Below are 16,001 nucleotides of genomic sequence, written 5' to 3' on the forward strand. Positions count from 1 at the left end.
TCATTTTCGGACAATATAGAGCATATCTGTTTCAGATAATCCAAATTTCCTAGCACTTTTCATTCCTTGTTTTTCCGCTATGTTATATAATTCTACCTTAAATCCTGCATTCATTAATCGTTGAATAAATCCCGATTGATTGTAAATTCTCACATGATCTTCTTGACCAAAAGCTAATTTCCTCAATTGTGGTGTTACAATTAATTCATTCTCTATAATAAAATCTACATTCATTACGATTGGTACTTGAATAATTCCCCATCCATTTGGCTTTAACACTCTATATAACTCTCGCATTGCTTTGTCATCATCAGGAACGTGTTCTAATACATGGCTACATAATATTACATCAAAAGTATTACTATCATATGTAATTCTTGTAACATCAATTTCCTTCATTAATGGATCCTTTGGTTCTAAGTCACCACATACATACGTAATATTTTTATACTCGTTAAACCAATCTCTTAACTTTGCTTCAGGTGCAATATGAAGCATTGTATAGTTTCTATTTAACAAGTCCGTTTCCGTTTCAATGTACGCACGGTACAATCTTTCACGATCCATCGAATTACAAACTGGACATATCCCTGTATCTTTATTCCACATTTCAAATTTATATTTCGGAAAATCATAATGTGCTGGCCAAGGTGAAAATTTTTCAAATTGTTGATTGCAATATTGACAATAACAACATTCTTTCTCGAACATATGAGCAACTAACTTGTTTAAGCCTTTTTTTATCTTTTCATTATAAATTTGATCTAGTTCGCCATTTCTTACTGCATCCTTAACTATAAATCCCGCATTTTCTAAACAATAAGATAAACTCTCTTTATACTCACTTTCGGAGCTTAAAAACCCACTATTATATGCATCTATAATTAATTCAATCCACTCTTCAATTGTCATTAAAATAAAATGCATTTGTTTTTGATTTTGTCCACTATGCTGTCTAAAATAACTAAGAGGTTCATGTATATAAACTACTTTTCCTTTCCTCATCATATCTAGCCAAGTTGCAATGTCATTAATAGCAGAATAAGCCTTTCCTTTAAAATATCCAAACTTCCCGTCAAACAAATTCCGATTAAACAAAACAGTTGTCGGCTCACCAACTACATTTTTCAAGTTTTTTAACATATAATTCCCTAATTCTTTTCCTTCAAAAAGTGTAGTTTCTTTCGCGATTTTCATATTTAATGTTGAAGGTAGTAATATCTCTCCATTCTCATCAATCAGTTCACGATATGACGTCACAAATGAAATATTTTCTAACGCCAAAAAGTATTTCATCATTCTCTCGATCTTTTCATGATGAAATAAATCATCATCTAATAAAAAGTTTATATAGTCCCCATTCGCAAGTTCTACACACTTATTAAAGTTTTCGGCAACTAACGGCGTTTCATTTTTTACATATGTAATACACTCATATTCACGTAAGTACGGTTGAATCATAGCATTGACTTCATTATTTGTACTGTCGTCAGAAATAATAATTTCAATATTTTCATATGTTTGATTCAAAGCGCTGTTGAGTGCTAATTCCAAGTAATAAGGTCTATTGTATGCAGGAATAAGTATACTTACTTTCGGTAAAGAAGAATTATTATTTATATGTTGTTTTTTCTTTTCTATGTTTATTTTCTTCGCTCTAATTTTTTGGTAATAGTCTAATGTATATAATATTGATGATGGAACTATCCTTCTTGCATAATCTAGAAAATTAGTTATCGCTTTATCTAACTCTTTTTCAGTGGATAAGAAACCATATTGTTCTCCTGCTATAATACTGTGTGAAAAATCTTCTAACCCATCCATCATTTTATTAGATTCATTTAACTGTTGATCTGGATGTAATCGAAAGTAACTAAGTGTCTCTGCTATATATACAGCTTTTCCTTTACTTAATAAAGATAACCATGAAGCTATATCTACGTTACATAAATACCGCCTCTTATCAAAAATCCCAAACGGTTCTTGTAAATCATTTTTACGAAATAAAACTGTTGTCGGTTCTCCAATATAATTTTTTTGATCCACAATTACCTTATTTCCTAATTCTGTTCCCGCTATAATGGTATCCTCTTCAAATAAACGGACAGTCGAATAAATATGTCGTAGCTCTTTCCCTTTATCATCAATGACTTGACGATGAGATGTTACAAGCTTAATTTCATTATCTAAATCATCGAAAAAATACTTCATCATTTTTTCAATTTTATTCACATGAAATACATCATCATCCATTAAAAAATTTATATATTCACCGTTCGCTTCATTAAATAACATTAGCGCATTTTCAAATTGTCCGAGAGTTGATCTATTTTTTATATAAATAATATTTGAATGATCACATAAGTATTTTTGTAACACTTTTTCTGTTTCATCATTCGTGCTGTCATCTCCAACTATAATTTCTATATTAGGGTACGTTTGTTCTAACACACTACATAGCGCCTTTTCAAAGTAACGAGGACGATTATACGTAGGAATTAATACACTTACCAACGGAAGTTGCTCTACCACCTCTTCAGTTCTTTCAATACGAGTTCTCATTTTAACTCTCTCACCTCTTCGCATATTATTTATATACGCGACACAAAAATCACATTACTTTAACTGTATGGAGCCTATATACTTTTATGCAAACATGAAACAAATTATCATACTTTTCGTTCCTGAATAAACATATTTAATAATGCGGACATTTTATTTGCACCTTTTTTATTCATATGATCACTATCATAAAAATCATCGTCACAAAATAATGGCGAATCAAATAGATCTATGATTTGAAAAGAATATTGAGTTTGAAAATCATTTATAACTTTATAAAAATCTTCTTTTAATTTTTTACTACTACAATTGAAATAATGTGAAGTAACAGGGAACACAACAATTAGTGGCTTTATATCATTTTTTAACAGTAAATCTAAATATTTTTTAAAAATCATTTTATTTTCAACTAAAGTATGAGGGTACGACAATTTAGCATGTGAAGCTGCTCTTATTTTCCCGTGTTCTTCAAAAGGAATGTGAAGAGGAGTGGTATTCCACTCAGCATTTATCCAAGGCAGTATCAATGATTCATCTTTTAGTTCATCTAATAAAATATATTCAAAATGCAAATTTAAAATAGAAAGAAGTGGTTTCGGAGTATTTAGATGTGAGAATCCATCAGTGGGTAGAGGAGAGTGAACTACAGTATGATGACCATCTTGAAACAATGGATAATATACTTTGTGAATTCTATATGATTCGGAGGATAACGACATATCAAAGTAAAACGAGAAATAGGCTATTCCTATTAAACAATATTGAAATGAATGATTGTTTGATAAAAGTTGTGACGCTATTAAATAATCATAGTATAGATCTTGCGATGGAAGTGTTAATTTTATTGACTTTTTTGAGAGAAGCTCCGTACTTATGCCACAATGCGGATAAGACAAACCGGTAGCAAACAATTCATACGTCGGATCACTCTTTGCTTTTTTCATAGAAATGTATAAAGACATAAGATCCGGATTTATTTGATAGATAGAAATTAATTTATCCTTCCATTCATACATGTATTTTGTTAAATTAATAATTTTTGAACTTTGCACGCCCCTATTTATCAAGTCATTTGTAAGTTTTTCTGCGTCCCCTCTCCAAATGACTATATATTGAAAAGAACTTTCTATACGAACAACATCTGAAACGTCCACAACATGAACTATTGTTTTACATTTATTTTTGTCTAACGTATTTCGAATCCTATCCCCTGATAATTCATCACTTAAAACAATGATTTTATATTGTTCCTTCATGTACATCCCCTCCATTATATGTATAATATGAAATTCATTTTTAATTCGTAACAATCATATACACCTGCAATCTAACAAAAAAAATAGCTCCACCATTAGGCGTAGCTATTTTTACAATTATTGCTTATTCAAATTATATTCCTTTATCTAACTCATAAAGTTTACGATACTTTTCATTTTCTTTCAGAAGTTGTTTATGACTACCTTGCATGACAATTTGGCCACGATCAAGGAATATAACTTCGTCTACATGTTCTATTCCTACAAGATGGTGCGTAATCCAAATAACCGTCTTTTCTTCCGTTGCAGAAAACATTGTTTCAATTAAAGACAATTCTGTTTTTGGATCTAAACCGATAGTCGGTTCATCAAGTACAATAATTGGTGTTTCTTGCATAAGAGTTCTAGCAAAAGCAACCCTTTGTCTTTCCCCACCAGAAAACCGCTTTCCCATTTCATGCATTTTTGTTTGTAATCCGTCTGGAAGAGAAGTAACATGTGAAGCTAATTGTGCTTTCTCTAAAGCTTTCCATATCTCTTCATCCGTCGCCTCTGGTTTGCCAATTCGTACATTATTTCCAATTGTCGTATCAAACAAATGCGGCTTTTGATTTAATACAGAAATATATTTAGATAAAAGATTCGTATGAGCTCGTTCACCATTTAGTACAACTTGGCCATTTACTGGGCTTAACGCCCCTGTTAACAATTTTAGTAAAGTAGATTTCCCTGTCCCACTTCTCCCTAAAATAGCAATTTTCTTCCCTGTTTTTATTTGTAATGATACATCTTTTAATACAATCTCATTACTATCTGGATAACTATACGATACGTGATTCAGTTCAATATCTACATGTTTTGGTTCAATATAATCTTTCTCTCCATGCAAATCCGTTTCATCATGTAAAACACTATCACTTTCTACGCCATTAAGACGATGGGTAGATTCTACATACGACGGTATTCGATCGATGGCATCTGCAATAGGAATAAGCGCGTTCGTTACAGATAAAGTCATTAATACGAAAGCTGCGATAACTGTAGGAGCAATTTGTTCACTTGCCGCTTCATTCCCAGTCCATATGATCATCGAAATAACTACAATACCTACTACTAATTGAATGATACTGTCCCGAATATGATACCAGCGTTTCACTCTCTTTTCGATTTTTAACAACTGATCATTTTGTTTTACATACTCATTAATAAATTCATCTTTACGACCACTTGCTTGCCAATCAGATAATCCAAAAACAGCATCTGTCAGTTGTTGATACAAACGGTTTCTTCCTTGCTTTAAAGTAACATGATGTTTCTTCATCAAAAGTAATGATACAAACGGAAGAAGAAAAACGATAATAGCTAACATACAACCTACAATAAGTGCAAAAACAAAATCAAATGCACCGATAACAAGTACGAAGATACTATAAACAACTAGCGCTAATATGCTAGGAAATATTGTACGTAAATATAGGTTTTGCAAATGCTCTATATCTTCGGATAACACTCCTAACATATCACCCGTTTGAAATCGAGAACGGAAAAATAACGCCTGTGGTTCTACTATTCTATATAGCCTCGTTCTCATTTTTTCTAATATACGTAGTACGACATCATGTCCGACTAAGCGCTCTATATAATGAAATACAGCTTGCCCTATACTAAACGCTCTTGTTGCAACAATAGGAACATATACAGCCATTACATTTTCTGGTCTAAGGGCAGATTTTGAGATTAAATAACCTGAAATAAAAAGTAACATCGCTCCTGAACTAACTCCAAGAAGACCAAGGAAAATAGTTAAAGTCATTCTACCTTTATTTTGTTTTATATAAGGTTTAACCCAGTTACTCATTTCTCTCCCCTCTCTTCCCTATGAAAATGTAATGTCTCATTCTCTAAAAGTTCTTCATACGTCCCACTTTCTTTCATTTCCCCTTTATTTAAAATAAGAATATGGTCCATTTGTTTCATCCAATGTAGACGGTGGGTTGCTAAAAATACTAACTTTCCATTAAATAGACGTAACATCGCTTGCTTTATTTCAAATTCGGTTTCAATATCAAGATGTGCCGTAGGCTCATCTAATAAAATGATTGGTTTTTTACTTAAAAGCGCACGCGCCATAGCAACACGCTGTTCTTGTCCGCCACTTAGCATACGTCCACCTTCTCCAATTCTTTCGTGCATCCCATTTGGAAGTGATGTAACGAGTGAACGAAGGCCGACTTCATTAATAACTCTTTCAACTTCTTCATCTGTTGCATTTGTTTCATAAAAACGAATGTTATCCTTTAATGAAAGCGGAAAAATATAAGGTTGCTGCGGAATATAAGCGATATTTTTTTGCCAATCTTCACGAGTAGATCCATCAACTTCTACACCATTTACTAACATCTTTCCACTCGAAGGAGATAAAAAACCTGCTAATACGTCGATTAACGTCGATTTGCCTGCACCACTTTCACCAATAACACCAATAGCACCGTTACCTTCCCAAGTAAAATTAATTCCTTCTAATATAGCCTTTTCAGATTCAGTATTATTAACTTTGATGTCTTGTAATTTCAAGCTACTAGAGGCATTCCATACTATATCTTCATTTAAATCTTTCTTTTGTATTCCTTTTTGTTGTTGCAAAATCTCTTCTATTTGCTCCATCGCAATTTGTCCATCTAATGTCGCATGATAATTTGCTCCCACTTGTTTAATCGGCAGAAAATATTCCGGAGCTAAAATCAAAATTGTAAGGGCTGGTAATAGTATAATCGTTCCATCTATTAAACGTATCCCTAATCCAACTGCCACAAACGCAATTGATAAACTCGTAAAGAAATCTAATGCAAAAGAAGAAAGAAAAGCAACTCGCAAAGTACGCATCGTTGCTTTTCTATACCTTTTACTTACTTTTTCAATCTTTCCTTCGTGCTGTTCACTTTTCCCTAAATACTTTAATGTTTCTAAACCTTTTAACGTATCTACAAAATGGTTCGAAAGTACACGATATATCTCGTACTGACTATCTGCCATTTTTTGCGCTGCCAATCCGAGAAGAATCATAAATATGATCACGATAGGAATCGTTACAACTAAAATGATTCCAGACTCAATATCTAGCGTAAAAACGTATAGTACAATTAGACCTGGAACGATGCTACTTCTAATCATTTTAGGAATCGTTAATTCAATATATGTTTTAAATTTCTCAATCCCTTCAATTGATAAGGTAACCAGATGACCAGTTCCAACAGTTTGAACATACCTTGGACCTAATGTGAAATATGCCTCTATTAGTTGTTTTCTTAGTAACGACCCTGTTTTTTCAGCAAAACGTTCCACTAATATTTGTGATGTTCGAACTACTATGTGACGCGCTGCAAACGCGATACCAAAATAAACAATTTCACTTAATATTGTTTGTACTGTCTCTCCATGAAATAAAAACGTAATAGCTCGTGCTAAAAAGATTGTTTGCGCAATAATACTAAAAGCTTCTAAAATACTAATAATCGTTAACGCTACATATAAAATACGGCTACCGGGATAAGACGGAAGTCCTCTTTTTCTTTTCATTAGTACTCCAAATCGTTGTCTGACTTAACAGGTTGTCTAAATACATAATAACTCCATATTTGACTTCCGATAACGAAAGGCAAAATAGCAATCGCAAAGTAAGTCATAAGTTTTAATGCATAAGCTCCTGATGCTGCGTTGTAAATTGTCAAATCATTCATTGCTCCTAAAGAGCTAATCATAACACGTGGGAACATACCGATAAATACACTCGCACTTAGTAAAATGATTGTTAAACTCGTCATAAAGAAAGCCCAACCATCTCTTCTTCTTTTATTTAATAAAGTGGACACTAATAGTGCTACAAAAGCTCCGATTGGCACCATAATCCATTCTGTTCCATGAGCAGTGAAAATGTCGGTTTTCCATAACCCCACACCAGCAAAAACAAGAAGTGTAATTAATGAAATTGGTGCAATTTTTATTGCAGCAATTCGTGCACGTTCTCTCAATTTACCAGTTGTACGTATCGTAAGAAATTGTAATCCGTGAACAATACATAGTAGGAGAAACATTACTCCTCCAAGTAACGCAAATGGATGAAGTAATTGCAAGAATCCACCTACAACATTTTTACTCTCATCAATAGGTACACCTACCATAAAGTTTGCAATCGCAACTCCCCAAAGGATAGGAGGTAACATACTTCCAATAAACATCCCCCAATCCCATGCACTCTTCCATTTATGATTATCTATTTTCGCACGAAATTTAAAGGAAACACCTCTTAAAATTAAAGCAAGAAGCATAAATACAAATGGAATATAAAAACCACTAAATAAAGTTGCATACCAGTGCGGAAATGCCGCAAACATGGCTCCACCAGCACAAACAAGCCATACTTCATTCGCGTGCCAGAACGGTCCTATTGTATTTAAGTAAACTCGTTTTTCAAAATCATTCTTTCCTAAAAACCTCGAAACCATTCCTACCCCAAAGTCGAAACCTTCCAGTACGAAGAATCCAACAAACAAGATTGCAATAACTAAAAACCATAACTCATTAAGAGATAACATACTCTTCCTCCTTATCAAATGGATCATGGCTTTGATAATCCTTTTTCGTTTTCTTATTCTTGTGGCCCTTAATGGTACGAACAAATAAGTACACACAAATTCCACCCATAATTAAATACATTGATGTGAATGAAATAAGTGAGAATAATACTTCACCGAATGTTACATTTGGTGATACAGCATCTTCTGTTTTCATTACACCAAATACAACCCAAGGTTGACGACCCATTTCAGTCATAATCCACCCTACTGTATTACCGATGAATGGAAGAGAAATTGCATACACCATTAATTTTAAATACCACGTTTTTTCCGCTAAACGATCTTTTCTTGATAAGAACCATCCGTAAGCTCCTAGAAGAAGCATGAATGTTCCACTCATTACCATCGCTCTAAAACTCCAAAACATTGTATGCACTGGAGGAATATAATCTCCAGGTCCATATTTTTCCTCATATTGTTTTTGAATTTGATTCATCCCTTCAACTTGACCGCTAAACTTATCATACGATAATAGACTTAGCATATAAGGGATTTGAATTTCAAACGAATTTTCTTTCTTCTCTGTATCAATTTTCGAAAATACTGTAAATGGTGCTGGATCCTCACTTGTATTCCATAGCGCTTCAGCTGCCGCCATCTTCATTGGATGTGTCTTAATTAATTGTTGCGCTTGTGCATGACCGAAGAATAATACAAGCGCCGTTGTAATTGTTCCAACAATGATAGAAATTCGGAAAGATTTTTTAAATACTACAGTTTCTTGTCCTTTTGTAATTTTCCATGCACTTACACCAGCAATAAAGAATGCACCTGTTGCAATTGCCGCTGTAATTGTATGCGGGAATTGTACCCATAGTTGTGGGTTTTGAATAATGGCTAAGAAATCATTCATTTGCGCACGACCATCAGCTGCCATTTCATACCCGACAGGTGACTGCATAAATGCACTTGCAGTTAAAATCCAGAATGCTGATAACATCGTTCCAATTGAAAGGAGCCAAATACACATTAAGTGAATTCGCTTCGGTAATTTATCCTCACCGAATACCCATAAACCCAGGAATGTAGACTCAATGAAAAATGCCAGTAATCCTTCAATCGCAAGTGATGGACCAAATACATCACCTACAAAACGTGAATACGTTGACCAGTTCATACCAAACTGAAATTCTTGTAAAATACCTGTTACTACACCTACTGCAAAGTTAATAAGGAATAATTGCGTCCAAAACTTTGCCATCTTCTTATATACTTCTTGCCCTTTTACCACATACAACGTTTGCATGATCGCAATAATAAAAGCTAAACCAATTGACAGCGGAACAAAAAAGTAATGGAAAATCGTTGTTGATGCGAACTGTATTCGTGCCAATTCGAGCGTTTCCATACTAAAATCACTTCCTTCATAGTTTTTATAATAAAAGTTAATTGAGCAATCTTATCAAACTCAATTATTAAGAAATACGAAAAGACAAAAACATTTTGTATGTATTGTCGAAAAATATGAAGTTTCAGTTTTTCAAACTATTGTAATGCTATTTTTTACCTTTTCACTATTTCTGTAGTGTTTTATTCGTTAATCGAATTGTATAATATACCTGCATAGTAAATTCAGGTTATTTTTGACGTATTATTGACATCATTTTGTCTGAAATATGTCTTTTGTCATTTTTTTGAATCAGATTTTTCTCATTAGCAAAATGTGTTTTTTCAATATACTTCTTACTTTTATATCTATAAAACAATCGTTTTTCTCTTCATACACTTGACTTTCACCCGAAAAAATGTCCTCGGAACTACCCTCGATAAACGCTTGTTTTTTGTCAAGAGAAAAATGTATTTTTAAAATTCAAACTCGAAATAATGTTATTCAAAAATAGAAAATAACTTCCCTCTTCCTCGACTAAAAGTTCATTTTTTTGTCATTTTTCCAGAACAAATAAAAAAAACTGAAAGTCGATTAGACTCTCAGTTTTTTTATTTATTTTGCTGTATGTTTTCTAACGGCTGGTAAAATTTCAGTAGCAATTAATTCAATATTTTTCTCAATTTTATCAAATGGTACACCGCCAAAATCAATTTGTGCCATAAAGCGTTGTTGGCCAAATAATTCATATTGGTACAGCATTTTCTCAATGATTTGTTGTGGGCTACCAACCATTAAAGCATCACGGTAATCTATTGCATTTGTAAATTGCTGTTTCGGATACCCACCACCGCGCAGTGTAAGCATACCAGCATTAATGTGAGGGTAATATTCACTAAGTGCATCTTGTGAATTTTTTGCCGTATAAAATAAACTCGTTGTCGCAACTGGTAAACTAGCTGAATCAAATCCACTTTGTACAGCCGCCTCGCGGTAAGCATCTACTGACACTTTAAAGTTAATTGCTGGACCACCAAGTGTTGTTATCATCATTGGTACACCCGCGCGTCCTGCTTTAATTGCACTAGCTGGTGGACCTCCAACCGCACGCCAAATTGGTAAGTTATTATTTTTCGCTCTCGGAATAACCGATGCATGTGCGAGCGGTGCTCTGAACTGTCCATTCCATGTGACATGTTCCTCGTTATTAATTTTTAATAAAAGATCCATCTTCTCTTCGAATAATTCTTCATAATCATTCACGTTATAACCAAGTAAACTATATCCCCCAATACGAGATCCACGACCAGCCACAATTTCTGCACGTCCATTAGAAATCAAGTCAATTGTAGCGAAATCCTCATATACTCGAACTGGGTCAGATGTACTTAATATCGTTGCTGAACTTGCAATTTTTATATTTTTCGTAGCTTGTGCAATAGCTCCTAAAATAACTGTATGAGCTTGTGTTGTAAAATGCGTTTGATGACTTTCACCGACAGCAAACACATCAAGCCCTGCCTCATCTGCTAACTTAGCTGTTTCAATTAGTTCGTGAATTCTTTTCTCTGGCGTAATTTTCTCCCCATTATGTGGATTTAAAACATGATCACCAATTGAATATAATCCAAACTCAATTCCTTTTCTTATATCTATACGGTATTTTTCCATAGTTACTCTCCCCTTTAATAAAGTAGTATTAGTTTTTTTCTAAAAACGTTGGTAAGTCAGGTATATCTCCGTATTACCTACGCCTTCACTTGATTAGTCAATTGATAGTGTAAAAAAAATTACTCTTGCGGTAATTCTTTTTTTTCACTATGCTTATGAACTTTCGTCATTAGCTCGTATAATATTTTCTGCTCTTCTTCATTTAATACATCATCAAAAAACGAAGATTGAAATGCAAGTTGCTCTGGCAATGCTTTCTCTAAGGCCGATTCCCCTTGCTCTGTAAGACTAATTGTTTTCGTTTTCCAATCTTGTTTTCGTACAATATATCCTTCTTTCTCAAGACGAGTTAACATTCGAGAAATACCACCTTGTGTAACAGTTACCTTTTCAGCTAACTCCATTTGTGTTAGTGGCTGATACGTACGTATTTGCAAAAGCACATCAAATTGAGCTGTCGTTAAATCAAAACGTTTTAAAAACTCATTTGACATTTGATTACTTTGGTTCGTAAATCGTATTAAACGTAACCATATTAATGATCCTATCGTATTATCACGCATGTTTTGTCACTTCCTAGCGTTCATCTTACTATCACTTTACTACGCAAGTGATAAAAAAGCAAGAAAAAATGTAATAAATATATCGATAGAGTATTGCATAAATAATGATAAGTAAGAATTCATATAAACATGAATTCTTACTTATCATTATTCTTAACTTTGCCTTTCATTCATTACTATATTTAAAGCTGCCATAGCTTTTGGCCAACCAACGTAAAAAGCCATATGTGTTATTAATGCAACCAATTCATTCTCCATAACCCCATTTTGTTTAGCTAGCTTCAGATGAAATTGTAATTGTTCTGTATTACCGAGACTGATTAGTGCTGACACAGTACACAAGCTTCTTTCTCTTAATGTTAAAGTGGCATCCCGCCACACTTCCTCAAATAATATCTTTTCACTATAATGAGCAAATGCAGGTGACATTTCTCTCATTTTCTTTTTAATATGTACTTCAATAAGTTCATTTTTTTCTCCCTTTATTTTCACCATTTGTGCTATTCCTTGACCAAATGACCAGTTTTCAGCAGCTGTCTCATTTAATGTAATAAAAATATCCGAAGTTTTAACATCGGAATATTCCGTAATTTTTAAGGATACCGATTGATACAAATCTTTTTTCTGTTGCACTGTTCTTCCCGGTCCACATGTAATAGAAACATAAGTGCGCCCATAAGGGCCTTGTAAACTCTGATTTAGTAAATCAGCGGGTGAAGTGAAACAAGATAACAACCCGACACCGGTAGCCTTATCCGTAATCGAAAGTGAGCGGGGAGTGTAGCATGGCTGCAACGGGATAAGTCACTCTAATGTCATGAGTGCGACTGAATTTCTAGGTGTACCGTGGTAAACAAGGTTGAATGCTAAACTGCGTGAAGGATAAATCAAGGGGTCTTATCGACGACCATATCGAAATAGACATTGAAACGATATGTCTCTAGTTCAGCTCATCTATTTTTTGTGGAGAGAGGTGTGTTTCACACTAGAGAACCAACTAAAGTACATTAGTAAAGATTGAAAGTCCCAACCGACATTACTACAAACTATTTACAAGGTACTAAATGGGGATTACCTAAGTGGAAGCGCCATTTATGGCTATAGAGGATGATTTCAAGGTAAAAACCAAGAAATGTGGCTCTTGAATATTCCATATGGTAACGGAGCCTTCGTAGTAGTCAGAGATAGGGAAAGCCTATCACACTAACGTATGACAAATTACGTTAGGTCATGGTTGTGAAATCAGGATGGCGAAGGAAGGTAGTCAATTAGTTCATGATGATAATAAACAGGAAGGAAGCGAGATGCTGATGAGAAATCCAGTTTATGTATTGAACACCTTGTCGAAGAATACTATTAAAGAAAACTATAAGTTCAAAAGATTATATAGAAATCTTTATAATCCAGAATTCTACTATAAAGGTTATCAAGAAATATATGCCAATCCAGGTAATATGACCAGAGGAACCATAAATAAAACTGTTGATGGCTTCTCAAAAAATAGAGTATCTAAAATCATCAACAACATTAAAAATGGTAACTATAAACCTACTCCTGTTAAGCGAGTATATATTGATAAAAAAGGGAGTAAGAAAAAACGTCCTCTTGGGGTACCGACATTTGACGATAAACTTGTCCAATTAGTAATAAAGTATATCTTAGAAGCAATTTATGAACCAAACTTCTCTGAGAACTCACATGGATTCAGGAAAAATAGGGGTTGTCATACAGCTTTGAAACAAATTAAAAAGAGTGGTAATGGAACTAAATGGTTTATTGAAGGTGATATTCAAGGTTTCTTTGACAATATCGACCACCATATCCTAATTAACCTACTAAGAAAACGTATCAATGACGAAACACTCATCGGATTAATATGGAAGTTCCTAAGAGCTGGGTACATGGAGGATTGGCAATTCCACAAAACATTCAGTGGAACACCACAAGGAGGGATTCTCAGTCCTCTTCTTGCCAACATATATCTAAACGAACTAGATATATACATGGAAAAATACGCTGAAAAGTTCGGAAAAGGTCAACCAAAAGACAGAGAAGTTGATAAAAGATATCAATACTTACACCTCAAAATAAAAAGAGGGCGTAAGAAAGCAGACTTACTAAGAGAACAAGGTAAACACAATGAAGCTCAGGAATTAATCGAGCAAGTCAACGAATGGGTTAAGGAAAGGGGACAACGTCCCTACTACAATCCAATGTCGGATAAATTTAAGTCACTAAAATATGTTAGATATGCTGATGACTTTATTGTAATGATAATCGGCAGTAAAGATGATGCCAAAGCCATTAAATCTGATATAGCTCAATTTCTCAATGAAGAATTAAAATTAACTTTATCAGAAGAAAAAACACTTATCACCCACTCTAGCAAGAAAGCAACATTTCTTGGGTACAACGTCAATATCACTAGAAACGAGTTATTTACCAAATACTCGGTGAAAGGTGCAAAAAGAAGACATCACAATCTAAAAGTAAGACTTGAAATCCCCCATGAAACATGGCGAAATAAATTACTTGCCCTGAATGTTTTAGAAATGAAGTATGTGAATGGGAAAGAAACTTGGAAACCAAAGCATAGACCGGAAATGGCACACCTAGATGATTTGGAAATACTACATAATTATGTATTACAGATCAGAGGGATGTACAACTACTACAAATATGCAGTTAATTCAACGGTACTCCAAAAATTCAGTTACGTTCTAGAATACAGCATGTATAAAACATTCGCCAATAAATATAAAAGCTCAATCGGAAAAATTAAGGGGAAATATTGCAAAAACGGTGTATTCATAGTCAATTACAAAGATAAAAAAGGCAAACAACACTCTCATTCTTTCTACAGGGAAGGATTTAGAACGGTTGATATAACTAAGATGAAAACACAAGAAAATAACATCGACAACTTGTTAGCCTCAAGAGTTCATATGTCAACAACTAGTCTTATGGATAGGTTGTCAGCCAACAAATGTGAACATTGTGGTAAAACCGATTCTAACTTAGTAATGCACCATGTCCGAAAAATGAAAGATGTTGAGAAAGGCAAAGCCAAATGGCAAAGCAATTGATGGAGAGCCGTATACTCTGAGAGGAGTACGTACGGTTCGGTGAGGGGTTTTGAGAAACCTATCATAGCAATATGACAAGGCGCTCGCTTCCTACTCTACATCATATTCTCTGTTCTCTTTTCTCCTCTTTCCAACAAATAATATGGATTATATAAAAATTTGTTTTCTTGGTAAGGTAAGAACATTTGAAAATAATCATTTTCAGGGATGTTAAAATGTTCAATTAATGAAAGATGGATACATTCACCCATTTTTTCCAACTCTTCTTCATTTAATATGTTTTCAGGATAATAAATCTTCACAAAAGGCATAGACTTTCATTCCTTTTCTTATTTTTAATATGCAACAAAATTTCATCGTGAAATGTGTAAAATCTCATATACTGTAACACCTTTATTCACTGCAATTTCAGGCTTCTCCTCATAAAAATTAAACCTACTATACCCCCATTTATCCGGATTATAAACGATTACATTCCCTAAACACTTTTCGTTGTTTTGTACATCTTCATTCATAGTGCTTAATTGAGTCCCAATCAGTGTTTTACTTTGAGAAATACTTCCTGCATATTCAACAACATATCTACTTTTCTTAAATCCATCACTTAGATTAACCACTAATGGAACACCTATATGTATTTGTTGCCATCCAAAAGATTGTAAAATGTTATCGTAATACCCTTCAAAGATAAATTTATTCATCCCTTCATGACCATTCCAAATATATAAAGGTGCATAGCAGTTATAAAAATTCCCGTCTTTCTCCGTTTCCGTAATTAAATAAGCTTTAAAATTTAGTGCTTGGAAACCATCAGTTTTATAACCATTATCCTTTACCCTTTTCCTAATAATTTCCATGTCATAATCCTTTGGCAAAATGACCTTATATTGCATTCCAATCAT

Annotated in this window: 11 protein-coding genes and 2 pseudogenes; 1 reads left to right on the forward strand and 12 read right to left on the reverse strand. The window is 33.8% G+C overall.

What is annotated here, in order from left to right; all coding sequences use genetic code 11:
- The 10 genes and pseudogenes from QCI79_RS03170 to QCI79_RS03215 form a co-directional block, all read right to left on the reverse strand.
- Entirely contained in the window at nt 1-2,562 is a 2,562-nt protein-coding gene (locus QCI79_RS03170; protein WP_016109774.1) for a glycosyltransferase, read from the reverse strand.
- 107 nt (nt 2,563-2,669) lie between these two features.
- Nucleotides 2,670-3,818 (reverse strand): hypothetical protein, encoded by a 1,149-nt coding sequence (locus QCI79_RS03175; RefSeq protein ID WP_000664253.1) that lies wholly within the window; start codon nt 3,816-3,818, stop codon nt 2,670-2,672.
- A gap of 133 nt (nt 3,819-3,951) precedes the next feature.
- Nucleotides 3,952-5,676 carry a thiol reductant ABC exporter subunit CydC gene (gene cydC, locus QCI79_RS03180; RefSeq protein ID WP_000073649.1) on the reverse strand — a complete coding sequence of 575 codons (1,725 nt, stop codon included), beginning with the start codon at nt 5,674-5,676 and terminating at the stop codon, nt 3,952-3,954.
- On the reverse strand, nt 5,673-7,394 hold the full coding sequence (cydD, locus tag QCI79_RS03185; protein WP_000824021.1) for a thiol reductant ABC exporter subunit CydD: 1,722 nt from the start codon (nt 7,392-7,394) through the stop codon (nt 5,673-5,675). The genes cydC and cydD overlap by 4 nt, the downstream gene beginning before the upstream one ends.
- Nucleotides 7,394-8,410: a cytochrome d ubiquinol oxidase subunit II gene (gene cydB, locus QCI79_RS03190; protein ID WP_000950086.1), complete on the reverse strand. Its 1,017-nt coding sequence runs from the start codon at nt 8,408-8,410 to the stop codon at nt 7,394-7,396. Before cydB ends, cydD begins: the two co-directional genes overlap by 1 nt.
- A complete protein-coding gene (gene cydA / locus QCI79_RS03195) occupies nt 8,397-9,800 on the reverse strand; it encodes a cytochrome ubiquinol oxidase subunit I (RefSeq protein ID WP_000448869.1) in 1,404 nt (467 codons plus the stop codon). The genes cydB and cydA overlap by 14 nt, the downstream gene beginning before the upstream one ends.
- A 594-nt stretch (nt 9,801-10,394) precedes the next feature.
- Entirely contained in the window at nt 10,395-11,450 is a 1,056-nt protein-coding gene (locus QCI79_RS03200) for an LLM class flavin-dependent oxidoreductase (protein ID WP_000417540.1), read from the reverse strand.
- Between the two features lie 119 nt (nt 11,451-11,569).
- Nucleotides 11,570-12,013 (reverse strand): MarR family winged helix-turn-helix transcriptional regulator, encoded by a 444-nt coding sequence (locus QCI79_RS03205; protein ID WP_001205528.1) that lies wholly within the window; start codon nt 12,011-12,013, stop codon nt 11,570-11,572.
- Between the two features lie 153 nt (nt 12,014-12,166).
- Nucleotides 12,167-12,451, reverse strand: a complete 285-nt coding sequence (locus tag QCI79_RS03210) for a carboxymuconolactone decarboxylase family protein (protein ID WP_223272771.1) — start codon at nt 12,449-12,451, stop codon at nt 12,167-12,169.
- 27 nt (nt 12,452-12,478) lie between these two features.
- Nucleotides 12,479-12,682, reverse strand: a pseudogene (locus QCI79_RS03215) (tautomerase family protein); the annotation flags it as partial.
- A gap of 578 nt (nt 12,683-13,260) precedes the next feature.
- Between QCI79_RS03215 and QCI79_RS03220 the strand changes: the two are divergent.
- Entirely contained in the window at nt 13,261-15,099 is a 1,839-nt protein-coding gene (locus QCI79_RS03220; RefSeq protein WP_353842239.1) for a reverse transcriptase/maturase family protein, read from the forward strand.
- A gap of 98 nt (nt 15,100-15,197) precedes the next feature.
- Here the strand turns inward: QCI79_RS03220 and QCI79_RS03225 are convergent.
- Together QCI79_RS03225 and QCI79_RS03230 are read right to left on the reverse strand one after the other, a co-directional pair.
- A pseudogene (locus QCI79_RS03225) lies at nt 15,198-15,410 on the reverse strand (tautomerase family protein); the annotation flags it as partial.
- Between the two features lie 42 nt (nt 15,411-15,452).
- Entirely contained in the window at nt 15,453-16,001 is a 549-nt protein-coding gene (locus QCI79_RS03230; protein WP_000579915.1) for a DUF4865 family protein, read from the reverse strand.

It is taken from the genome of Bacillus cereus group sp. MG1 (genome assembly GCF_040460035.1).
GTDB lineage: Bacteria > Bacillota > Bacilli > Bacillales > Bacillaceae_G > Bacillus_A > Bacillus_A cereus.

Bases quoted from the DNA above. Each gene is read 5' to 3' on its own strand.
- QCI79_RS03170 (WP_016109774.1), bottom strand. From the start codon at position 2,562: ATGAGAACTCGTATTGAAAGAACTGAAGAGGTGGTAGAGCAACTTCCG.
- QCI79_RS03175 (WP_000664253.1), bottom strand. From the start codon at position 3,818: ATGAAGGAACAATATAAAATCATTGTTTTAAGTGATGAATTATCAGGG.
- cydC (WP_000073649.1), bottom strand. From the start codon at position 5,676: ATGAGTAACTGGGTTAAACCTTATATAAAACAAAATAAAGGTAGAATG.
- cydD (WP_000824021.1), bottom strand. From the start codon at position 7,394: ATGAAAAGAAAAAGAGGACTTCCGTCTTATCCCGGTAGCCGTATTTTA.
- cydB (WP_000950086.1), bottom strand. From the start codon at position 8,410: ATGTTATCTCTTAATGAGTTATGGTTTTTAGTTATTGCAATCTTGTTT.
- cydA (WP_000448869.1), bottom strand. From the start codon at position 9,800: ATGGAAACGCTCGAATTGGCACGAATACAGTTCGCATCAACAACGATT.
- QCI79_RS03200 (WP_000417540.1), bottom strand. From the start codon at position 11,450: ATGGAAAAATACCGTATAGATATAAGAAAAGGAATTGAGTTTGGATTA.
- QCI79_RS03205 (WP_001205528.1), bottom strand. From the start codon at position 12,013: ATGCGTGATAATACGATAGGATCATTAATATGGTTACGTTTAATACGA.
- QCI79_RS03210 (WP_223272771.1), bottom strand. From the start codon at position 12,451: ATGAGAGAAATGTCACCTGCATTTGCTCATTATAGTGAAAAGATATTA.
- QCI79_RS03220 (WP_353842239.1), top strand. From the start codon at position 13,261: ATGGCGAAGGAAGGTAGTCAATTAGTTCATGATGATAATAAACAGGAA.
- QCI79_RS03230 (WP_000579915.1), bottom strand. From the start codon at position 16,001: ATGATTGGAATGCAATATAAGGTCATTTTGCCAAAGGATTATGACATG.